Origin of the sequence: Brevibacillus jepli (assembly GCF_047229145.1) — a bacterium.
Classification (GTDB): Bacteria; Bacillota; Bacilli; order Brevibacillales; family Brevibacillaceae; genus Brevibacillus.
The window spans coordinates 223152-243425 of record NZ_JBFEFW010000004.1 but is presented as its reverse complement, the minus strand read 5'-3'; the positions used below and the strand labels follow the sequence as shown (position 1 = coordinate 243425).

Here is a 20274-nt window from a genome sequence, read left to right as displayed (position 1 = left end):
GGTGGATCAGGCCCAACACGTCCACTTTGTGGGCATCGGCGGTTATGGCATGAGTGCCATTGCCCGCGTCTTGATCGACCTTGGATACAAGGTAACCGGCTCCGATGTCGCCATGAACGATTTGGCGAAAAAGCTGGAAGCAAGAGGGGCGGTCATTCATATCGGCCATAATGCTGCCCACGTGGAGGGAGCAGACAGCATCGTATACTCCACCAGTATTTCCAAAGACAATCCTGAGGTGATCGCAGGCGAAGCATTGGGTATTCCGGTCATGCACCGTTCCCAAATGCTTGCTCGCATATTGAATGAGCGCACAGGTGTAGCAGTTGCCGGTGCACACGGCAAGACTACTACGACATCGATGATTTCTCACGTGCTAGAAGAGTGCGGGGTAGACCCGACGTTCATTATTGGCGGCGAGTTGATGAGCGCGGGTACCAATGCCAAGGCAGGTACTAGCGATTTTGTCATTGCCGAAGCAGATGAGAGTGACGGATCCTTTTTAGAATACAGACCGATGTATGAAATTGTGACGAGCATCGAACCAGATCATTTGGAGCATTTCGATGGCGACTTTAACAATTTGAAACAGGCGTATGTTCAGTTTTTGAGTCATTTGAAACCGGGCGGTAAAGCGATCCTGTGCATTGATGATCCAACCGTGCGTGAAGTCATGCCATCTGTTGAGAAAACGGTCGTGACGTATGCAATCGATCCGAATTTTACGGCGCAAGCGGAGTTCTCTGCCGTTTCAATCGAATGCGGTGATCGTTGCAGCAAGTGTCAAATTTATCGTCAAGATGAGCTCTTGGGTGAATTGTGCCTCTCAGTTCCAGGCAAGCATAATATTGCGAATGCACTGGCTGCGATCATTGTTTGCCTGGATGCTGGCCTTTCTTTTGATAAAATTGCGGCCGCGCTGTCTACCTTTAGCGGTGCCAAGCGCAGATTTCAAATTATTGGGGATGCACGAGGTGTCTTGGTAGTTGACGACTACGCACATCATCCAACAGAAATTATTGCTACGCTGAGTGGTGCAAGGGCATCGGGCCGACGCGTGATCGCTGTGTTTCAGCCACAACGCTACACGCGCACGTACTTCCTCATGGATGAATTCAGCCGTGCTTTTGCAGAAGCCGACGAAGTGATCATCACGGATATTTACTCTCCTGCGGGAGAAGCCAAAATCGAAGGAGTTACCTCCGAGGTGCTCGTTCAAAAAATCCGCACAAACAGTCACCCGGGTGCACAATACATTCCTACAAAGGAACAAATGCAGGAGCATGTCTTCAAAGGCTTGCAAGAAGGTGACCTAGTGTTAACAATGGGAGCAGGCGATATTTGGAAATCTGCTCATTGGCTGGCTGAAAAGCTCGAAAAATAACAGATGGAATCATACGAAGACTTGAAGCCTACGGGTTTCAAGTCTTTTTATCTTTTTATATACGATCGGCAAGTTTTTAAGAGAACCAATGCTTGGCGTAGTCAAGTTTTCAAAAGGTTTAAAAGATATCGATGAACCAACAACGCTGGTGAGAAGAAAAAGCACAGGGCTCGCAGACCTTGACAACGCCTACCCAGTCGGAACTTCCGAAAGGGGACCACGGTTGTCGAACACTTCTTCCCTGAGAAACTTCCGCCCGTAGGGTGGCTTTGGCTCGACGGTCCCCTTTTGGAAGTGGAGATGGGCAGTCAATCACCCCCGCTGGCGTGTCATAGTCGAAGAGAACTGTGCTTTTTCTTCTCCTCCCCCATGTTGACTCAAACAAAAATCAGTACCAGATATTAATACTTAGTGTTATAATCAGATCATAAAAAACGGAAGGTGATGATCGGATGATGAGCAATGCAAGCCCCTTCAAGTCCCGTATTACCGCCATTGGTACGTATGTGCCAAGTCGTGTCCTTACCAATGCAGATATGGAAAAGCTCGTTGAGACCTCGGATGAGTGGATTTTGCAACGAACAGGCATTCACGAGCGACGTATGGCAAGGGAAGATGAATTCACAAGCGATCTTGCCATCGCGGCCATCCACGATTTGATCAAAAACTATGAGAAGGAAGTACGGGACGTCGATATGATTTTGGTGGCGACAAGCACGCCTGACTATCCTTTTCCCAGTGTAGCTAGTCAAATTCAGGCGCATTTTCAAATCGAACAGGCAGGTGCTATGGATCTCACGGCAACATGTGCAGGATTCGCCTATAGTCTCCATATGGCAAATGCCCTGATCAGCTCTGGATTGCATCGCAAGGTGTTGGTTGTAGGAGCAGAGACACTTACAAAAGTGACGGATTATACAGATCGTACGACGTGCATCTTGTTCGGTGATGGAGCAGGCGCGGTCCTTATTGAACAGGATTCGGCAGCTCCCGGATTTTTGTCCGCCTATTTAGGCTCAAAGGGGGACGGTGGGATTCATGTATACCGTTCAGGCTTGTCTACGAATATGGGAGGTCGGGAATTGACCGGTAATGGATGTATGGTTCAAAACGGTCGAGAGGTGTACAAGTGGGCAGTCACGACCGTCCCAAAAGGGATGCAGGAAGTAGTTAGCCGGGCGGGGAAAACGCTGGAGGATGTGGATTGGTTCATCCCGCATAGTGCCAACTTGCGGATGATTGAATCCATTTGCGAGAAAAGTCAATTTCCTCTCGATAAGACATTGTACAGTCTGACACACTACGGCAACACATCGGCGGCTACCATTCCATTGGCGCTCGCGTTGGGGATCAAGGATGGCAAAGTAAAAGCAGGGGATACGATCCTGATGTATGGCTTTGGGGGCGGTCTTGTCCATGCTGGTCTTTTGTTCACTTGGAATCCGTAAAAAAGTGGATGCTCATAAATCGAGAATCTGTCCAGAATTGTTCTGGGCAGTTTTTTTGTCCCAGGAAAATACGTATGCTTATGGACAGCTTTCGACTGGAGAGGAGGGGGAAGAAATGGCAAACGCTGTGGTGTTGCTCGGACTATGTTTGTACCTGTCATGGGTAGATTACCGGCATAGACGTATTCCAAATCGCGCATTAAGTGCGGGTTTTTTGCTGATTTCACTCATGCAGCTTGCTTTTTCCTCGCCGCTGGAATGGCTGAATGCCGGGCTCTTTGCGATTCTCTGTTTATTCGTCTTCGGATTGATCAGCTGGCATTGGCCGCTTGCATTTGGCATGGGGGATGTGAAGCTGCTCGCACTCATCTGCTATGGACTCGGTGTGCGCGATTTTGTACTCGTACTTACGACTGCGAGCTTGAGCGCGTTATTCGTCTCGGTTGTTTTGCTGCTGATCCGAAAAGTGAGCTTGACAAGCTCACTACCTTTCGCGCCTTTTATGACGATTGGGTTAGGTGCATTTTTGTATATGTGTGAAATCTCTTGAAACACAATGGCCGAAAAGTAGTAGAAGCAAATTCGCTAGAATCACTAGAGGGTAGTCATAACCCGTCCGAGACGAACGTAAGCTAGTACAAAGAGCCTGTGGCCAGGAGGGCATGCGTATGAGCGGACAAAATAAAAATCGTGTGACAGTCAAAATGAACGGAAAGTTCTGGGATGAAAAGCGTGATGAAACCACTAAGGTAACAAGTAGAAAGCGCACCCCAAAGGATGATACACCTCGGGTTCGCATTCAAGCTCCGCCCTTGCCGTTTGCAGACCCGTTTAAGGAAAAGGGCAATGATGCATGGGAACGGATGATGCAACTTCGTGGAACCGCCACAAGAGAAACGAAGCCGAGCTTCGAAGCCGAGCAGTCGACGAACGACTCAATTGAATCGGATTATTCTTTCGACAACACAGAAGAGACCTCATACAGAAGTAGTCCGCGGAGTCGGCTCGCAGCGTTATGGCCAAAGGGACCCTTTTGGCGGACGACTTTAACGACAGGTGGCGCTGTAGCAATTGGCCTTTTATTCGGGTTTCTTGTTTTGACGGTCTTCTCCCAAAAGGAGTTCTCTCGGTCTTACGGAGATGTATTGAGTGAAACTGTTCAGACATTGACCGCCCCAAGTGCTGGCTTCGAGCAGACGGATGGTAAAAAGGGAGTGGCAGGCCCCATTCTGCCTGATTTGAGCCAACCAGCACAAAACGGGCTGACGAATGGAACTACAATGAATCAAAAAGAGGTCGCGCTACAACTGCCGGCGGTAAACATGTACGTTGCACAGGCGGGCGTATTCCAGCCAGATGCATCGCCGCAAACGGCTGTAGAGCCACTGGAAAAAGCGGGAATACCACATTTGCTTTATAAGGATACGAGCAAGCAGTATATGTTTGCCGCTGCTGCTCCAACGAGAGATGCTGTCCTGGGCTTTGCCGCCAGCCTGAAAAACAAAGGAATGGATATATACGTTAAAGAATTTTCGTTTCCTGCTTTTGAAGGGCCTATCCCTGTCGGAAAATCTGCCAACGCATCTGGTGACCCTAACGTAAATGCCTTTTTCGCTCATGGCGTCAAGCTCGTCCAGACCCTTTCCGCACAATCTGGGTTGATCATTACGACAGGTCAACTGTCACCGCCGCCAAAAGAAACGGCCGATTTAAAAGAAATTCACCGGCAATTTCTGGAGGAAAGCCGCAAGATAGACGTACAGGAAGCCTGGAAGCCATTACTAGACGGCATGGTAAATGGCGTGAATCAAGCACTGGCAGCGAGAGATAAAATGGCAGAAGCTAGCGCTGGCAAAAAGGTGGAAAGCGCCGAATCCTATGCGTGGCAAGTGCAGGCGGGTGTCCTCGCCTTTTTCGAGAGCTACGCGAGCTGGATCCAAAATGCACGTCCATCCACATAAGTGCATGATTATAGGGTCTTCCGCAAGGTTTTCTTGCAGGAGGCCTTTTCTTTCTATACAGTAACTACCAAGAGCAATCAGGGATTGTTTCGCCTCTCCCCATTTGCTAAACTTATGTTTGGCAAAAAGAGAAATCCCTTATAAAAAGGGAGTTGGGAAAATGGGGAAAGAAACGCTTATACTCGTGTTTCTGTTGGTGAGTGGACTTTTGTTTGGCAGTATTATCGGGGAGATTTTAAGTCCCTGGCTACCTTTTTTGACCAAGAGTAAGGTTATTACTTGGTCACCTGCGGCAGATTTAGAAATTTTGAAGTACGAACTGAACTTTCAGGTAAAACTAAATCTAGCCAGTATCGGAGGCTTAGCCCTCGCATTTTGGATACATCGACGAATAAAGTAGGTTGAAAAATGACGAAAAAAAATGTTCCTCTCATTCTTGCTTCATCTTCGCCGCGTCGAAGGGAGCTTCTGCAAACTTTGGGTTTATCATTTACAGTCTTGACCAGTGATGTAGATGAGACGACAGCAGAGCATTTATCTGCGAAGGAAGTAGTAGAAGAATTGTCTTTGCGCAAGGCCAAGGAAGTGGCTTCTCGCTTGACGGAAGGCGTCGTTTTGGGATCTGATACGGTAGTTGTTCTTGATGGCCAAATTCTGGGTAAGCCTGTGGACGAGGATGACGCATTTCGCATGCTGTCCATGCTCCAGGGGAAAGAGCATACCGTTTATAGTGGAGTCGCCTTGATTGATGTCGAGACAGGCCGTACAGAAGTCTCGCATAGTCACACACAGGTAAGAATTCGCGCTTTAACCGAACGAGAAATCAAGTCGTATATTGCGACTGGAGAGCCAATGGACAAAGCGGGCTCTTACGCCATTCAGGGCATTGGAGCGACGATTGTGGAAGGTATAACTGGAGACTACTTCACGGTTGTTGGTCTTCCGTTAGGCCTGACTTCTAACCTTTTGACACGTTTTGGGATGCCTATATTGTAAAGTTGTCATGCTTGAATGCAAGCGGCAACGGCCATTCGCCTCATGATCATCTCCTTGTCAGCCGTTCCGATAATGTGAATATGGCTGGAGGCGGTAAATAAAATGGCAACAAATACCTGTAACAAAATGCTGTTGAAAAACGTCCCTTACTATGACCGTCCACGTGAACGACTGCTTCGCGAAGGAGCGGTCCATCTGTCTGATACAGAGCTTCTTGCCATTTTACTGCGGACAGGCAGGGAACAAGAGACGGCTTATCAGCTGGCTCAGCGCTTGTTAGCCAGGTTTGGAGACCTGCGTGGTTTAGCCCAAGCCTCTCATGCTGAGTTAACGGAGCTAAAAGGAATTGGTCCAGTCAAAGCGATTGAATTGCATGCTGCGTTTGAGCTTGGGCGTAGATTGATGGGAGTACCACGTGAATTCAGGGCTTCTATCCGTTTACCACGGGACGTAGCTGATTTGATGTCGCCGGAGCTCGCTCATTTGACACAGGAGCATTTTGTCTGTCTCTTTCTGAATACCAAAAACCACGTGATTGGCAAGCAGACGATTTTCGTAGGCAGTCTGGACGCTTCCATCGTACACCCGAGAGAAGTCTTTAAAGAAGCGATCCGTCGTAGCAGCGCATCGGTGATATGCCTACATAACCATCCGAGCGGCGATCCGACACCTAGCAGAGAAGACATCGCCATTACGCATACGTTGCGTGATGCTGGTGAACTGGTGGGGATTTCATTGTTGGATCATGTTATTATCGGGGAAGGCAAGTACGTAAGCCTCAAAGAGCAAGGGTACTTGTAACATGTTTTTATGAGGTAGTTCAAAAAGTCGTCTTTTGATCACGAAGTAGTTCAGAAAGCTAATTCGACATCGAAAATGGCGTTCACCTCCGAAGTCCGGTGCTCATGTAGATTACCTACACTCCGCTCCTCCTTCGTTCGGTTCTCGCCATTTTCTCGGTGCTGAAAAGCCAACTTTTTGAACACGCACCTTATGCTTTTCATCTGGATTAATATTTGGAAGGAGTTTTTTTATGTTTGGTGGATTTACACGTGACTTGGGGATTGACCTCGGCACTGCCAATACACTCGTTTTTGTGAAAGGAAAAGGAATTGTGGTGCGTGAGCCGTCTGTTGTAGCGATTCGTACGAATAACAATTCCATTGAAGCGGTAGGGAACGCAGCGAAAAGCATGATTGGCCGTACGCCAGGTAACATCGTAGCTGTTCGCCCGATGAAAGACGGGGTTATCGCTGATTTTGATACGACTGCGACAATGATGCGCTATTTCATCAATCAAGCACAAAAAAACCAAGGTCTGTTTAGCCGTCGTCCAAACGTAATGGTTTGTGTACCGTCGGGAATTACTGCGGTAGAAAAACGCGCAGTTGAGGATGCTACGAAGCAGGCTGGTGCGAAGGAAGCACATACGATTGAAGAGCCGTTTGCAGCAGCGATTGGTGCAGACCTGCCGGTATGGGAACCAACAGGAAGTATGGTCGTAGACATTGGCGGTGGTACGACAGAAGTTGCCATCATTTCTCTGGGGGGGATTGTTACATCCCGCTCCATTCGTGTGGCCGGAGATGAAATGGACGAGGCGATCATCCAGTACATCAAACGCCGTTACAATTTAATGATCGGTGAGCGGACAGCAGAAACACTGAAGCTCGAGATCGGCTCTGCAATTGCTCCTGAAGAGGTCGAGAACGTAGACATTCGCGGTCGTGACCTGGTAACGGGATTGCCAAAAACTCTCTCGGTAAGCAGCAACGAGATTGCTGAAGCGTTGGCTGAAACCATTTCTGCTATCGTGGAATCGGTGAAAGTAACACTCGAAAAAAGCCCGCCTGAGCTTGCGGCGGACATTATGGATCGTGGAATTGTACTCACAGGTGGCGGTGCGCTCTTGCGTAACATGGATCGCTTGCTAAGCAAGGAAACGGGTATGCCCGTGCATGTCGCGGAAAACGCATTGGATTGCGTAGCGATTGGAACAGGTCGTGCATTGGAAAACATTCACCTGTTTAAATCCAAGCAAGGTATCACCTCTTCCCGACTAAAACGGGGTAAATAAACGGAGGGTAGGGCATGTCGTTTTTCGGGAATAAGCGGCTTATCATTGTACTTGTGGGCTTGGTCCTGCTTATCTCCGTCGTGGGCTTCACTTCTCGTGAACGGGTTAGCCTGACCTGGCCAGAAATGTTCTTTAAAGATACCTTCAGCGTGGTGCAGGGCTTTTTCTATCGCCCTGCCCAGGCTGTTTCTGGCTTTTTTCAGGAAATTGAAGATGCATACGGCGTATATGAAGAAAACAAGGCTTTAAAGGCAAGTTTGGATCAATATGCTCGTTTAAGTGCCGAAGTGCACACTCTCAAGGGAGATAATGATCGTCTCCGAGAGATGCTGGGGGCAAAAAAATCACTCCAATCTTATCGCCTTCACTTTGCGGAAGTTGTAGCGAGAAACCCTGATACATGGAACAACGTCGTTACCATCGATCAAGGATTGAAAAGTGGCATCAAGAAGGACATGGCGGTCATTACAGCCAAAGGCATGATCGGGCGCGTACAGAGTGTTGCCAACTTTTCAGCCACAGTGGAATTGTTGACGAGTTACGAAAGGCGCGACCATATCTCGGCAGTTATTTTGACGACGCAAATGGTCGAAGGTAAGCCCGTATACCTTCCAATCAGTGGTGTTATCGAGGAATACGATCCGGAAGAAAGATTGCTCGTTATGCGCAAAATTCCTTGGGGACAGAAAATTGAAGCAAAACAGCAAGTGATTACCTCTGGTTTGGGAGGCGTGGTCCCTCGTAATTTACCGATTGGCTATATTGTACGGGTAGAGCCAGATGATTATGGTTTGACGCAGACCGCATACATCCAGCCAAGCGCCGACTTCTCTCAATTGAATGAAGTCATGGTAGTGGAACGGGACTTTACGATTGGTCCCAATGGAGAATTAATCCCGCAACAGCCAGCCGGGCAAACACAGCCACCTGTGACTACGGCTCCACCTGCTAGCGGGGGTGGTCAGTAATGGCGCGGTTTTTATTAACGCTGGGCGTCGTGATCATGTTTGTTTTGGAAGGAACAGTCATGCAGGTTTTTGCGCCTGGCACATGGGGTCTGTCTTGGATGACAGTACCCCGGTTTGCGCTTGTCTGCTGCATCTTTATCTCGATGTATCTCGGCAGGCGTGAAGGGTTGTATTACGGGATCGCATTCGGATTTTTACAAGACGTCCTGTTTGGGCAATTAATTGGAATCTATACCATGTCCATGATGGTGGCCAGCTACTTTGCAGGGATGATCGTTCTTTTGTTCCAGAGAGGATTCGGGATGGTTTTCATTACGAGCTTCCTGATTTTGTTCGGACATGAGTGGCTTTTGTATTCCTTGTTCCGCTTGTTTTCCGCTGCACCCTTCGATGTTCAATGGATTTTGACACATCAAATTTTGCCTAGTGTGCTGTTTAATCTCGCTTTTGGCTTACTGGTATACTTTCCGATCAAGAATGTATGCAACAAGATTCTGGCGAAAAAGGAAATGCACATGCAGTAAGGGCAAAGGAGAGGAGAGTTCGTGGAAGAAGTCAAAGAACCGAAATCAGACATACCTGTTCGGCTCAATATATTGTTTGTGATCGTATTTTTGTTCTTTGCCGCCATTATTTTACGGCTAGCCTTTGTGCAGCTGGTTGAAGGCGAGCAGTACATGCACGAATTGGAAAAGTTCAGTATTCGCGAACTGCCTATATCCGCTCCTCGTGGCCGTATCTTGGATAAAAATGGCGAGGTACTCGTTTCGAATAAACCTGTGTACACGGTTCAGTACGTTGAAGAACAAGGACAGGACATTGATGAAGAGAAAGTCGCAGATCGCCTGGCAAAAATCCTCACTCCTGACGGCGGAAAAATCGGTACGGACAAGGAGCTATTAAAAAAGACGATCGAACTGAGATCGACATTGCCAATCGCTTTTAATGCCCAAGAAACAAACGATCTGAAGGCAAAGGTTGCTGCGAAGCTAAAAGCCGTTCCAAAAGTGGAAACCGTCGATCAAATGTCAGACTTTGAGCTCGTCAAAACAGCAGTGTATGTGGGGATGCGCGTGCGTTCTCCCTTTGACGACAAAGGGAGAGCAGACCTTATTAAGAAACTGAATGCTGCTGCCAAGCCGGGTGCACCCGTCATATCGGAGGCCAATACTTCAGATTTCGAGCTGTTAAAAATGGCGATTAACGCCAACATGAAGCTCACACTGAACTTGGATAAGGAAGACCGCAATGACCTTGCCAAAAAGGTGAAAGAGCAGATTCGTGTGTTGCCAACGCCAGAAGGTCTAGCAGAAAAGTCAGATATGGATTTGCTTCGCTATGCCTCTTTGTTCGACATGGATATCAAGCTGCCGTTGACAGAAGAGCAACGCCAATTCCAGTGGCACAAGCTGTCGTTACTGCAGGAGATGCGCTCACCGCAAATGGCCAGCTATATTCCGAGACGCGTGAAGGTCAACATCACGGAGCAGGAAATGTTTCAAATCGAAGAGCGACGGACCGAGCTGCCGGGAATTAGTGTGGAGCTGGAGCCTGTTCGCCAAATTTTTGAAGATCCGGATGGTTCCGCGTTTGGTACGCACTTCCTCGGGTACATCAATGCGATTCGTCCTGAGAGCTTGAAAGAATATCAGGCACAAGGCTACAACGCGATCGACCGTGTCGGCGTAACCGGACTGGAGAGCTCCTATGAACGTTATTTGCGCGGCAAAAACGGCATCATGGAAGTCCACGTAAACAAAAATTCAGAGACGGTAGAGAAGGAGATGCGCCAAGACCCGGAGCCAGGAAACGATCTCGTTTTGGCCATGGACTGGCGCTATCAAAGCAAAGTAGAAGCTATCCTGAAAGAAGAGGTAGAGGCTTTCAAGAAGCGTCCTACTACGCCAAAAGAATTTAAAGACGCACACGTATTGGTAATGAATCCGAATACGGGTGAAATATTGGCGATGGCCAGTTATCCAGATTACAACCTGAATCTGTATTACGATCGGAAAAAATTCAACGAGAATTACACCTCCTTGATTTTGCCGAACGAGTCAAACCGCTTCATTTATACACCGTATCCACCGGCCTCTACTTATAAGCCGTTATCTGTCATGATTGCGCTTCAGGAGGGGCTGACCACTCCGAATGAAATTGTCTATGACCGAGGTGGTTTGGATGTCGGTAATACGTATAAACGTAACTGGAAGTCAGGTGGTCATGGTCCAGTAAATGCTCGCCGTGCCTTGCAGGTATCGAACAATACGTACATGTACGAAATGGCCATTCGCTTGGCGAGAAAAGGAAAAAATGGCTGGGAAGAGCAGTTTTCTGTTTATGATTACTACAATGCCCAGTTCGGTCTCGGTGTGAAAACAGGCGTAGACCTGCCCAATGAGCATACAGGCTGGGAAAACCAGAACCTTTACTACGGTAACTTGGCAGACGTTATGATTGGTCAATACGATCTGTTTACGCCTATGCAGCTTGGTCAATACGTATCGACCATTGCCAACGGGGGATATCGTGTTCGGCCACACCTAGTGAAAGAAATTCGCAAAGGAACCACGGATCCGAAAAAGCCGGGACAAACGCTCACCTTGATTGAACCACAAGTACTCAATCGGGTTGATATCGATCCGAAACACATACAGGTGGTAAAAGAAGGGATGCGGTTGGCTGCTTTACCAGGTGGTACCGTTAACCGTTTCAACGGATTGCCGTTTACGGTTGCAGCCAAGTCTGGTACGGCACAAACATCGCAACCAGCGGAGAATGCTCTCGTTATCGGCTTTGCGCCTTATGAAGACCCTCAGGTTGCTTTTGTGATCATCGCGCCGAACAGTTTGCGAGATGGTGCATCCAGTTCTGACGCTACTGGGCCGATCACTCGCCGATTGCTGGAAGCTTACAATGAACTGAATCCAGGTGTACTTACTGGAGGAGTTCCGAAGCCCAATCCGCCGTCCTCGAAGTAACCGCAATGGTTGCCGTTGGCAAAGATGCCAAGAGAATAATAGAGTCGCGCTCTCGTAAAGTGCCAGTATTTGACCCGATTCGGCAATTTTTTCATGCAGAGCAGGAAAAATCTTTCTGCATGGCGAATGGTATCGGTCGAGGTGAAACCGGTGACGACTGTGAAAAGCAAGGTCACGATCAAAGGGACTAAAGACGGTCTCGTCTTCTTTATGGATGATACCTGTTCCTTCGACGAGCTGATGGCAGATATGCGTGAAAAAATAGAGCATAGCCACCAACAGATTTTGTCGGGGCCACTTATTCGGGTATCCATTAAATTAGGAAAACGATACTGCTCTCCCGAACAACAAGAGCAGTTGACTCAAATTATTCGAACAAAAGGCAACCTGGTGATCCATACAATCGAATCTGACTTGATCACGCGGGAAGAAGCTTTGGCTGAACGTCTGAAAACCCATTTTTCCATACAGGTAAATACGGTGCGCTCTGGGCAAGTACTGGAGTTTGACGGTGATTTGCTCTTATTGGGAGATGTCAATCCCGGGGGAACGGTTCGCAGTACAGGCAGCATCTACGTGCTGGGGCATCTCAGAGGGTACGCACACGCAGGTATTGCCGGTGACTCACAGGTGATTATTGCGGCTGCTGTCATGAGTCCTACTCAATTGCGGATTGCAGATGTAATCAGCAAGCCTGGTGAGGAATGGACGAATAATTCCGGAGGCACAGAATTTGCTTACCTGGAAAATGAGATCATGCTGGTAGCGAAGATGAACTACTTGTCGCGAATCCGCCCTGATCTGGGTGAGAAAAAGCGTGAGGGTTGAGGGAAAGAGGAGGAACGGATGTGGGGATAGGAATTGTCGTAACTTCGGGTAAAGGCGGCGTGGGTAAGACGACCACCTCCGCAAATTTAGGCACAGCGCTCGCATTGTTGGGGCAAAAAGTGTGCATGGTAGATACCGATATTGGTTTGCGCAATCTGGATGTAGTCATGGGACTTGAGAACCGAATTATTTACGATCTGGTAGACGTTGCAGAAGGCGCGTGCCGACTGCCGCAAGCTTTGATCAAAGACAAGCGGTTTGAGAATCTGGCACTGCTCCCGGCTGCACAAACCAAAGACAAATCGGCAGTAACTCCCGAGCAAATGGAGGAAATCGTCACTCAACTGAAGCGGGAATATGATTATGTCATTATTGACTGCCCTGCGGGTATTGAGCAAGGGTTTCGCAATGCAGTGGCAGGGGCTGATCAAGCAATCGTCGTGACGACTCCTGAAAAAGCAGCTGTGCGCGATGCTGACAGGATAATTGGCCTACTCGAGCGAGAAAAAATCGGAATGCCCAAGCTCGTGATCAATCGCGTACGCTCACATATGGTGAAAAATGGCGACATGCTGGATGTAGAAGACATTTTGGATTTGTTAGCCATTGACTTAATTGGTGTTGTACCGGATGATGATCACATCATTAAATCCGCGAACCAAGGTGAGCCGGCTGTGATGAACCACGAGTCGCGTGCTTCCATCGCATACCGGAATGTTGCCCGTCGCCTTTTGGGTGAATCTGTTCCGTTGCAACCATTGGAAGAAAAAGCGGGCGTGTTCCATAAAATGCGTAAATTCTTTGGTTTAAAATAGGTAATACATGGCTCCCTTCTTTTTAAGTTAAGAGGGGAGTCACGTTTTCTAGGAGGAAAAGGATGGACCTGGAAAAACGTCATTTAAAAACAATTGACTGGACCATCGTTCTGATTTTGGCAGGACTAGGCGTATTCAGTTATTTAGGAATTTCCGGTTCTGCTGCAGGTGTAGACAAGGCAGAGCAACAGGTTCTTTGGTATGTCATCGGCTTTATTGTCCTAGGGGTGACATTACTATTTGACTATCGGCTCTTTCACAACATGGCCTATGTTTTATATGTGCTCGGTATCATTCTTTTGATCGGGGTATTTCAGACGAAGCCCATTAACAATACGACGAGCTGGTATGACCTTGGTCCTGTTTTGTTTCAGCCTTCAGAACCGATGAAGCTGTTCACGATATTAACCGTTGCGCGCTTCTTGTCAAAGAGGGCAGATGATCCGGACCGCTTCTACTATTTTTACAAGCTGATTCCGGTAATGGCCTTGGTCGGTGTACCGTTGCTTTTGATCTTGGTTCAGCCCGATTTGGGTACGGCCATGGTATATACGGGTATGCTTGCGACTTTGCTCATCGTCGGCGGTATACGGATGAAGCATGTATTGTACATGGGTGGATTGGTCGGCAGCTTTTTTGCCGCTATGACGCTTTTGTACCAATACAAGCAGGATATTTTTTTCAAGATTATCAAGCCGTATCAATGGGATCGTATCGTCTTTTGGATGAACCCCGATCTTGAACCGATGGGGCGTGGATTCCAGCTCAAGCAAGCATTGATTGCCATCGGCTCTGGACAATTGTTCGGAAAAGGGATTGATACCCCGACACAAGCGAGCTTTGGATGGGTGCCGGTAGGGGAAAGTGATTTTATCTTTACCGTCATTGCAGAGAAGCTGGGCTTTGTCGGAGCGGGCTTGATGATGATTCTGTTTTTCGTATTGATTTACCGGATGATCCGCATTGCCATGGAGGCAAAAGATCCGTTTGGCGCCTACGTTGTCGCGGGTGTGGTAGGGATGCTTACCTTCCAGATTTTCGAGAACATCGGGATGACCATTCAGCTGATGCCGATTACGGGTATTCCTCTTCCGTTCATTAGCTATGGAGGGAGCTCGCTTGTTACCAACTTCCTGATCATTGGAGTGGTGCTCAATATCGGGATGCGCAAGGACAAGTTGCGTTTTGACTAAATGAGGTTGTTCAAAAAGTCGTCAGGTTCTCGGCACTTTCTCAGTGCTGAAAAGACGACTTTTTGAGCGATCACGAAATGCGTGACAAATGCAAAAACTTGTGCTAAAATCATCCTAAGTTAACCATTTTTACAAGTTATAGTGTTTGATTGATTGGTATGGAGTCGTACGGTTGTGAGTGACGTCACCAATTGTCAATCGCAATTCGTATGACTTTTTTTCCTTGACGCAAAAGGCTTATCTGTAAAAAAGAGGTTAACGCTACACTCTTTCGCCTCGTGGGGCGTAATGTTCAGGGAGGTTTTGTTTCATGCAACAAGGTATCGTAAAATGGTTTAACGCAGAAAAAGGATACGGCTTCATCCAAGTTGAGGGTGGCGACGACGTATTCGTACACTACAGCGCAATCCAGTCAGAAGGTTTCAAATCTCTTGACGAAGGTCAAAAGGTTGAGTTCGAAATCGTTCAAGGTAGCCGTGGACCACAAGCTGCTAGCGTAACTAAACTGTAAAAAATGACAGATTCAAAGGCAGTCTCTCAATGGGGAGACTGTCTTTTTTGCGTGTTTGGGCCCGGTGAGGTATGCCTTTGAGATACGGGTCGCCGTCCGTCATAAAGCAGGTAGACAAGTCATAAGATGATACTAAAGGCTTGGCCTGCGGAGGGATGGACATGTTTGGTAGAGTAGATCGTGTAAAAGAAAGACGGCGGGAGCGGTTGGAGAGAATCCGAACGCAGTCACGTGACAGCTACACTCCCTACGTAGATGATTGGAAAGATCCCATTGAAGAAACTCCAAACCCATTCGGTTACGCGCCGCGTGAAAACGATATGTTGGATCAGCCACCTTCCCATGAAAAATGGGGCGTCCAAATCTTAGCATCCGTCTTATTGATCGGAACAGCCTATCTTTTGTTTCAAACAACACTGATCCCAGCCTCTTGGAAAAACTCAGCACGGGAAGTGATGACGCGGGACTTTAATTTTTCTGGCGTAGCAGACTGGTATGAAGCGAGATTTGGTCCCATTCCGACGATGCTGCCTTCAATACCGACGAGTCCCCCAGCAGTGCCAGCGACGAGCACAACGAAAGACGCTGCTGTATGGAAGCTCCCTAGTAGCTGGAAGGTCGTAAAGTCTTATGAACCCGAGAGCACAAAGCTGATTCTGCATACAGGCATGAACGACCAAATCACAATCGGTGAAGCGGGCTGGGTTGCTTTTGTCGGGGAAAAGCCGGGTTATGGGACGACCGTGGTTGTCCGTCTAACCAAAGGGCGGGAGGTATGGCTGGGCAATCTGGATAGCATAGGGGTGACGAAGGACGAGGTTCTTACTCCTGGTCAAGTCATCGGAACCGCAGGGGTGGTGAACCAGACCTCACGTCATCTGTATGTAGGGGCCAAAACCAACGAGCAATTTGTCAATCCTCTGGAAGTGATCCCGTTTGAATAGGGGAGGCTGGCTAGACATTCGCTTTCGGATTCACCTGCTTTTTTGGGCAGTGATTGGCTTGTCAGTGGTGACGGGCCATTTTCTGGAGGTCATTACCTTGTTCGTCATCGTGCTGATCCATGAATTGGGACATGTAGCGATGGCTCGCGAGCTCGGTTGGACTGTAAAAGAAGTCCAGCTTCTGCCTTTTGGCGGAGTGGCGACGATGGAAGATTCATACGCCACGGACCCGATGGATGAGATTGTCGTGGCACTAGCTGGTCCCTTTTTAAATATGGTAATGATGGCAGCTTCGTACTTGTTTTGGTTTATGGGGGTTTGGACAGAGGAGTGGTCCCGCTTCTTCCTGGTAAGCAATGCGACGATTGCGCTGTTTAACCTGCTGCCGATATGGCCTTTGGATGGTGGGAGAATATTGTTGGCCGTTCTTTGCTGGTTTATGTCGTATCGGCAGGCGGCGATGATTTCGATGACAGGCAGTACATTGTTTGCAGGGATCATGGTTGGGATGTCCAGCTTGGATTTGAAGTACAATTTAGTCGTGATCGGGATATATTTATTGACGCTGAACATCCAGGCATTCTTGCGGTTTCCTTATCAATTTTTTCGGTTTCTTGTGGAAAAATACGATCGGCAGAAGGAAGAAGCTGCCGTTCAAGCGATACGCGTGCATCCCGAGGAAACGGTGCTGGCCGTCTCGCATAAGCTGCGGCGTGGATGCTCCCATCTTTTTTATGTGCAGGGAGCGGGGCTCTTGGCAGAGGAACAGCTTTTGCATGCCCTTTTGTTCGAGCAAAAACACGACGCGGCAGTGGGCAAGCTTCTTTAGTCAGCAGGAGCGATCCATTCCATCATCCAGCAATCACGCATGCTTCCTTCGTGCCATTCGTGCAGAGGAAGCATTTTTACTTTCCGAAAGCCGCATTTTTCGTAGCAACGGAGGGCTCGTTCATTCGAGGCTTGCGGGTCAATCGCAACTCTTTGTGCGCCTTTTTCCGTATGGAGATAGTGGAGGATGGCTTTGACGAGCTGAGTGCCGATGCCGCGATTCCAGTAGGTCGGTTCTCCAATGAACTGGTCCATGCCGTAAGCGACGTCGTCATGTGCATACTCATAGTGTTGTTTTTCGGTTGCTTCGAGCAGATAAAATTGAGCATAGCCAATCGGCTCGTCCTCGTATAAGATCAGGCATCGTGTCGCATTGTCATCTTCCGGATAAAAATTTTGTTGAACGAGGGTCTCGTCATGAGGGCGATCGCGACCTTCATAATAGGTCAAGACATGCTCGTCAGAAAGCCATTTGATCAAGTGGGCCGCATCACTGGGCAGCAATGGTCTTACTTTCAGGTCATCTGTATGAATCATGGCTGATCTCCTTTACCTTGACTTAGCAGCTATGATAGATTACTTCCTATGAGCCCGGATATCCTTCTTTATGGGCATCGTTCGTACGGGTAATAAGGAGTGAAGGCAGTGAAGCAAATAGCAATTAGTGGACTCGGTGGCAGCATTCGTATCGCATTCATGGCAAACGGGAGACTGCAAGAGTGGCGTACGCAGGATTTAGGAGCGCACGCTAGCGTAGGTGACATCTATCAAGGAAGGGTCGCGGATGTGAAGCCTGGCATCCAATCCGCCTTTGTCGATATCGGTACAGGACAAAATGCTTATTTGTACGTGGACGATACAATAGGAGCCGCGTCAGGTGGTCCAACCAAGCCGAATATTTCAGAGCGTGTTCAAGTAGGGCAGAAGGTATTGGTCCAGGTGAGCAAAGAGGCTTCGGAAATGAAGGCGCCCAAAATATCAATGCGGATCAGCCTGCAGGGGCGTTACCTGGTGTACCTGCCGACAGAAGAGAGCATTTCGATTTCGCGTAAAATAACCGATGATGCCAACCGGCAACGTCTGCAACAGGTAATCGCATCGTCACTCGCGCAAGGTGAAGGCTGCATTCTGCGTACGGAAGCCGCGGAGGCAGAAGAGCTCGGGCTAATCAACGAGTTAGCCTATTTGCGCAATCGCTGGCAGGATATGCTGCGAACTGCTGAGACACTGCGCCAGGCTGGTCGTGTTTTTCAGGATGCAGAGTTGATTGAAGTGGCGCTGCGAGATGGAATGGTTAACGGGATCGATGAGCTCTTGGTAGAAGGTGCGGCTGCTCATCAACAGGTAAAAGCGGCGCTGGCTGCTTTTGCTCCCGAAGAACAAGAGAAGCTTCGCTGGTATCAGGGGAAGCAGTCGCTCTTTGACTCCTTGGGTGTTGAGGCGGAGCTGATTCGTGCTCGTGATCGGCAGGTGCCGCTAAAAAATGGAGGCTCCTTGGTCATCGACAAAACGGAAGCGATGACGGTCATCGATGTGAATACCGGTTCGTTCACAGGTGGGGGTGGACAACAGCGGGAACAGGCCGTGACTGCAACGAATCTGGAGGCGGCAACTGAAATTGCCCGACAGCTTCGGCTACGAGACATTGGTGGCATTGTAATCATCGATTTCATCGACATGAAGGAGCAGAGTAATAAGGAGCGAGTCATCACGCGATTGAAAAAGGAGCTGGCGCAGGACGCTGTCCCTTCGACAGTTCTCGGGATGACGTCGCTCGGACTGGTAGAGATGACGAGAAAAAGAGCACGGGCGAGCCTGGCAGAGCGGCTGACAGAGCCGTGTGATGCATGTAAGGGACGAGGGAGAGTATGGCGTGTAGATGAGTTAATCCGTCGCTTGTATGCAGAAGTTACAGCTTTGGCTAAGAGCCAAGAGGCAGAGGCGGTTCTCGTGGAAATGCCGCCGAGATTGTTGGACATGATAAATGAGCAGGAAAAAACAGATGCGATTACATGGCCAGTTCACCTCTATAAGCAGCTTGTCCCTGCTATGAGCCCAGACGAGTATCGAATCGGTTACGTAGGGAGTCGGGCAGAGGCGGAGCGTTTACGATCGAAATAACTTGACTGGGCTATTGTAGCTATGATAACCTAATGGTTGTCATGCAGATATGCCTCGTGCATACTGTAACCGCACGAATCAGGTACATAAGCCGTCGCTCGTCGACGCACCTGTAAAGGCGAGTCTGAGTATAGGAGGTGCACACAGTGTACGCAATTATCGAAACCGGTGGAAAGCAATACAAAGTTGAAGAGGGAGCAGTTCTCTTCATCGAGAAATTGGCTGGCAACGAAGGAGACGTTGTTACTTTTGACAAAGTTCTCTTCGTAAGCAAAGACGGCAAAGTTACTGCAGGAGCTCCTACAGTAGCTGGTGCAACGGTAACTGGTAAAGTAGAAAAACACGGTAAATCTGCAAAGATCATCGTGTACAAATACAAAGCCAAGAAAAACTACCGTCGCAAGCAAGGTCACCGTCAACCATTCACCAAAGTTGTGATCGAAAAGATCAACGCTTAATTGGTGACTTGTTATGATTGAAGTGATCGTGAGACGTGGGTCGCACGGTATCCATGAAATTAGTATTTCCGGACATGCCAATGCGGGTGCCTATGGGGCAGACATCGTTTGTTCTGCTGTATCAGGCATCAGCTTTGGTATATTAAACGCCATTCAACCTTTGACCGGCATCACTCCTGTAGCTGATGTCGCACAAGAAGGCGGTGGGTTCTTGAAGTGGAGCCTTTCTTCTTCGGATGATGAGGCTGCACACGAGAAACAACAGCTTTTGGCAGAGAGCATGGTGATTTCTCTTTTGTCAGTTGAGGCGAATTACGGCAAATACGTAAAAGTTAGTGATGATAAATGGCAGGGAGGTGTCTGATATGAACATGCTGTTTAATTTGGACCTTCAGTTTTTCGCATCGAAAAAAGGGGTAGGTTCCACAAAGAACGGTCGCGATTCCATTTCCAAGCGTCTGGGTGTGAAACGTGGCGACGGGCAATTCGTTACTGCTGGTAACATTCTCGTTCGTCAACGTGGAACGAAGATTTACCCAGGAGCGAACGTAATGAAGGGCGGAGACGACACTCTGTTTGCAACTGCAGATGGTGTTGTTCGTTTCAAGCGTCTGGGCCGTGATCGCAAACAAGTTGTGATCGAGCCAGTAGCTTCTGAAGCATAAATATTTGTAAAGAAAAACCCAGCCATGTAGCTGGGTTTTCTTTTTGTCTGGCTCTTTTTTACGAGTAGGAATTTATGAAATTCCGGAGCGCATAAA

22 protein-coding genes and 1 other annotated feature are annotated in these 20274 nt (G+C 48.4%); of the genes, 21 read left to right on the top strand and 1 reads right to left on the bottom strand.

Translation table 11 applies throughout. From position 1 onward, the window contains the following. Nucleotide 1: 1 nt before the first annotated feature. The 17 genes from murC to AB1L17_RS06650 all read left to right on the top strand — a co-directional run bounded on the left by murC (nucleotide 2) and on the right by AB1L17_RS06650 (nucleotide 16935). On the top strand, nucleotides 2-1384 hold the full coding sequence (gene murC, locus AB1L17_RS06730; RefSeq protein WP_412843681.1) for a UDP-N-acetylmuramate--L-alanine ligase: 1383 nt from the start codon (nucleotides 2-4) through the stop codon (nucleotides 1382-1384). A gap of 452 nt (nucleotides 1385-1836) precedes the next feature. Beyond that, nucleotides 1837-2832, top strand: a complete 996-nt coding sequence (locus tag AB1L17_RS06725) for a ketoacyl-ACP synthase III (protein ID WP_412843682.1) — start codon at nucleotides 1837-1839, stop codon at nucleotides 2830-2832. A 115-nt stretch (nucleotides 2833-2947) separates the two neighbouring features. Beyond that, nucleotides 2948-3382 carry a prepilin peptidase gene (locus AB1L17_RS06720; RefSeq protein WP_412843683.1) on the top strand — a complete coding sequence of 145 codons (435 nt, stop codon included), beginning with the start codon at nucleotides 2948-2950 and terminating at the stop codon, nucleotides 3380-3382. A 118-nt stretch (nucleotides 3383-3500) separates the two neighbouring features. Next, entirely contained in the window at nucleotides 3501-4793 is a 1293-nt protein-coding gene (locus AB1L17_RS06715) for a hypothetical protein (RefSeq protein ID WP_412843684.1), read from the top strand. A gap of 160 nt (nucleotides 4794-4953) precedes the next feature. Then, nucleotides 4954-5193, top strand: a complete 240-nt coding sequence (locus tag AB1L17_RS06710) for a DUF4321 domain-containing protein (protein ID WP_026042971.1) — start codon at nucleotides 4954-4956, stop codon at nucleotides 5191-5193. Between the two features lie 8 nt (nucleotides 5194-5201). Continuing rightward, nucleotides 5202-5789 (top strand): Maf family protein, encoded by a 588-nt coding sequence (locus tag AB1L17_RS06705; protein WP_412843685.1) that lies wholly within the window; start codon nucleotides 5202-5204, stop codon nucleotides 5787-5789. A 102-nt stretch (nucleotides 5790-5891) separates the two neighbouring features. Next, the gene (gene radC / locus AB1L17_RS06700; protein ID WP_412843686.1) at nucleotides 5892-6590 is read left to right on the top strand and encodes a RadC family protein; all 699 of its coding nucleotides are present in this window, start codon (nucleotides 5892-5894) and stop codon (nucleotides 6588-6590) included. A 232-nt stretch (nucleotides 6591-6822) separates the two neighbouring features. Further along, nucleotides 6823-7866, top strand: a complete 1044-nt coding sequence (locus AB1L17_RS06695; RefSeq protein WP_412843687.1) for a rod shape-determining protein — start codon at nucleotides 6823-6825, stop codon at nucleotides 7864-7866. A 14-nt stretch (nucleotides 7867-7880) separates the two neighbouring features. Continuing rightward, the gene (gene mreC / locus AB1L17_RS06690; RefSeq protein WP_412843688.1) at nucleotides 7881-8834 is read left to right on the top strand and encodes a rod shape-determining protein MreC; all 954 of its coding nucleotides are present in this window, start codon (nucleotides 7881-7883) and stop codon (nucleotides 8832-8834) included. Further along, complete coding sequence (gene mreD, locus AB1L17_RS06685) at nucleotides 8834-9358, top strand: rod shape-determining protein MreD (RefSeq protein ID WP_412843689.1); 525 nt, start codon at nucleotides 8834-8836, stop codon at nucleotides 9356-9358. Before mreC ends, mreD begins: the two co-directional genes overlap by 1 nt. Before the next feature lie 21 nt (nucleotides 9359-9379). Continuing rightward, nucleotides 9380-11815: a peptidoglycan D,D-transpeptidase FtsI family protein gene (locus tag AB1L17_RS06680; protein ID WP_412843690.1), complete on the top strand. Its 2436-nt coding sequence runs from the start codon at nucleotides 9380-9382 to the stop codon at nucleotides 11813-11815. A gap of 150 nt (nucleotides 11816-11965) precedes the next feature. Continuing rightward, the gene (gene minC, locus AB1L17_RS06675) at nucleotides 11966-12643 is read left to right on the top strand and encodes a septum site-determining protein MinC (RefSeq protein WP_412843691.1); all 678 of its coding nucleotides are present in this window, start codon (nucleotides 11966-11968) and stop codon (nucleotides 12641-12643) included. 20 nt (nucleotides 12644-12663) lie between these two features. Continuing rightward, nucleotides 12664-13458, top strand: coding sequence for a septum site-determining protein MinD (gene minD, locus AB1L17_RS06670; RefSeq protein WP_412843692.1), 795 nt, complete (start codon nucleotides 12664-12666; stop codon nucleotides 13456-13458). 62 nt (nucleotides 13459-13520) lie between these two features. Further along, nucleotides 13521-14651 carry an FtsW/RodA/SpoVE family cell cycle protein gene (locus AB1L17_RS06665; protein WP_412843693.1) on the top strand — a complete coding sequence of 377 codons (1131 nt, stop codon included), beginning with the start codon at nucleotides 13521-13523 and terminating at the stop codon, nucleotides 14649-14651. Nucleotides 14652-14961: 310 nt separating this feature from the next. Beyond that, nucleotides 14962-15162, top strand: a complete 201-nt coding sequence (locus tag AB1L17_RS06660; protein ID WP_005832370.1) for a cold-shock protein — start codon at nucleotides 14962-14964, stop codon at nucleotides 15160-15162. A gap of 161 nt (nucleotides 15163-15323) precedes the next feature. Next, complete coding sequence (locus AB1L17_RS06655) at nucleotides 15324-16106, top strand: peptidoglycan DD-metalloendopeptidase family protein (protein ID WP_412843694.1); 783 nt, start codon at nucleotides 15324-15326, stop codon at nucleotides 16104-16106. Next, nucleotides 16099-16935, top strand: coding sequence for a M50 family metallopeptidase (locus AB1L17_RS06650; protein WP_412843695.1), 837 nt, complete (start codon nucleotides 16099-16101; stop codon nucleotides 16933-16935). Before AB1L17_RS06655 ends, AB1L17_RS06650 begins: the two co-directional genes overlap by 8 nt. Here the strand turns inward: AB1L17_RS06650 and AB1L17_RS06645 are convergent. Further along, a complete protein-coding gene (locus AB1L17_RS06645) occupies nucleotides 16932-17471 on the bottom strand; it encodes a GNAT family N-acetyltransferase (protein WP_412843696.1) in 540 nt (179 codons plus the stop codon). The two genes, AB1L17_RS06650 and AB1L17_RS06645, sit on opposite strands and share 4 nt — an antisense overlap. 108 nt (nucleotides 17472-17579) lie before the next feature. On the opposite strand from AB1L17_RS06645, the gene AB1L17_RS06640 reads away from it, so the two are divergent. From AB1L17_RS06640 to rpmA, 4 genes are all read left to right on the top strand, one after another. Then, nucleotides 17580-19055, top strand: coding sequence for an Rne/Rng family ribonuclease (locus AB1L17_RS06640; RefSeq protein ID WP_412843697.1), 1476 nt, complete (start codon nucleotides 17580-17582; stop codon nucleotides 19053-19055). A 57-nt stretch (nucleotides 19056-19112) separates the two neighbouring features. Continuing rightward, nucleotides 19113-19191: a sequence feature (ribosomal protein L21 leader region), on the top strand. Between the two features lie 10 nt (nucleotides 19192-19201). Beyond that, the gene (gene rplU / locus AB1L17_RS06635) at nucleotides 19202-19513 is read left to right on the top strand and encodes a 50S ribosomal protein L21 (RefSeq protein ID WP_016739197.1); all 312 of its coding nucleotides are present in this window, start codon (nucleotides 19202-19204) and stop codon (nucleotides 19511-19513) included. A 13-nt stretch (nucleotides 19514-19526) separates the two neighbouring features. Next, nucleotides 19527-19877 carry a ribosomal-processing cysteine protease Prp gene (locus AB1L17_RS06630; RefSeq protein ID WP_412843698.1) on the top strand — a complete coding sequence of 117 codons (351 nt, stop codon included), beginning with the start codon at nucleotides 19527-19529 and terminating at the stop codon, nucleotides 19875-19877. Between the two features lie 7 nt (nucleotides 19878-19884). After that, entirely contained in the window at nucleotides 19885-20178 is a 294-nt protein-coding gene (rpmA, locus tag AB1L17_RS06625; RefSeq protein WP_005832382.1) for a 50S ribosomal protein L27, read from the top strand. Nucleotides 20179-20274 lie beyond the last annotated feature (96 nt).

Excerpts from the sequence above, each read along its gene's own strand:
- AB1L17_RS06720 (WP_412843683.1), top strand. The coding sequence starts at position 2,948 with ATGGCAAACGCTGTGGTGTTGCTCGGACTATGTTTGTACCTGTCATGG.
- AB1L17_RS06705 (WP_412843685.1), top strand. The coding sequence starts at position 5,202 with ATGACGAAAAAAAATGTTCCTCTCATTCTTGCTTCATCTTCGCCGCGT.
- AB1L17_RS06630 (WP_412843698.1), top strand. The coding sequence starts at position 19,527 with ATGATTGAAGTGATCGTGAGACGTGGGTCGCACGGTATCCATGAAATT.
- AB1L17_RS06715 (WP_412843684.1), top strand. The coding sequence starts at position 3,501 with ATGAGCGGACAAAATAAAAATCGTGTGACAGTCAAAATGAACGGAAAG.
- AB1L17_RS06710 (WP_026042971.1), top strand. The coding sequence starts at position 4,954 with ATGGGGAAAGAAACGCTTATACTCGTGTTTCTGTTGGTGAGTGGACTT.
- AB1L17_RS06695 (WP_412843687.1), top strand. The coding sequence starts at position 6,823 with ATGTTTGGTGGATTTACACGTGACTTGGGGATTGACCTCGGCACTGCC.
- mreD (WP_412843689.1), top strand. The coding sequence starts at position 8,834 with ATGGCGCGGTTTTTATTAACGCTGGGCGTCGTGATCATGTTTGTTTTG.
- AB1L17_RS06645 (WP_412843696.1), bottom strand. The coding sequence starts at position 17,471 with ATGATTCATACAGATGACCTGAAAGTAAGACCATTGCTGCCCAGTGAT.
- AB1L17_RS06660 (WP_005832370.1), top strand. The coding sequence starts at position 14,962 with ATGCAACAAGGTATCGTAAAATGGTTTAACGCAGAAAAAGGATACGGC.
- rpmA (WP_005832382.1), top strand. The coding sequence starts at position 19,885 with ATGCTGTTTAATTTGGACCTTCAGTTTTTCGCATCGAAAAAAGGGGTA.
- AB1L17_RS06665 (WP_412843693.1), top strand. The coding sequence starts at position 13,521 with ATGGACCTGGAAAAACGTCATTTAAAAACAATTGACTGGACCATCGTT.
- radC (WP_412843686.1), top strand. The coding sequence starts at position 5,892 with ATGGCAACAAATACCTGTAACAAAATGCTGTTGAAAAACGTCCCTTAC.
- AB1L17_RS06725 (WP_412843682.1), top strand. The coding sequence starts at position 1,837 with ATGATGAGCAATGCAAGCCCCTTCAAGTCCCGTATTACCGCCATTGGT.
- mreC (WP_412843688.1), top strand. The coding sequence starts at position 7,881 with ATGTCGTTTTTCGGGAATAAGCGGCTTATCATTGTACTTGTGGGCTTG.
- AB1L17_RS06655 (WP_412843694.1), top strand. The coding sequence starts at position 15,324 with ATGTTTGGTAGAGTAGATCGTGTAAAAGAAAGACGGCGGGAGCGGTTG.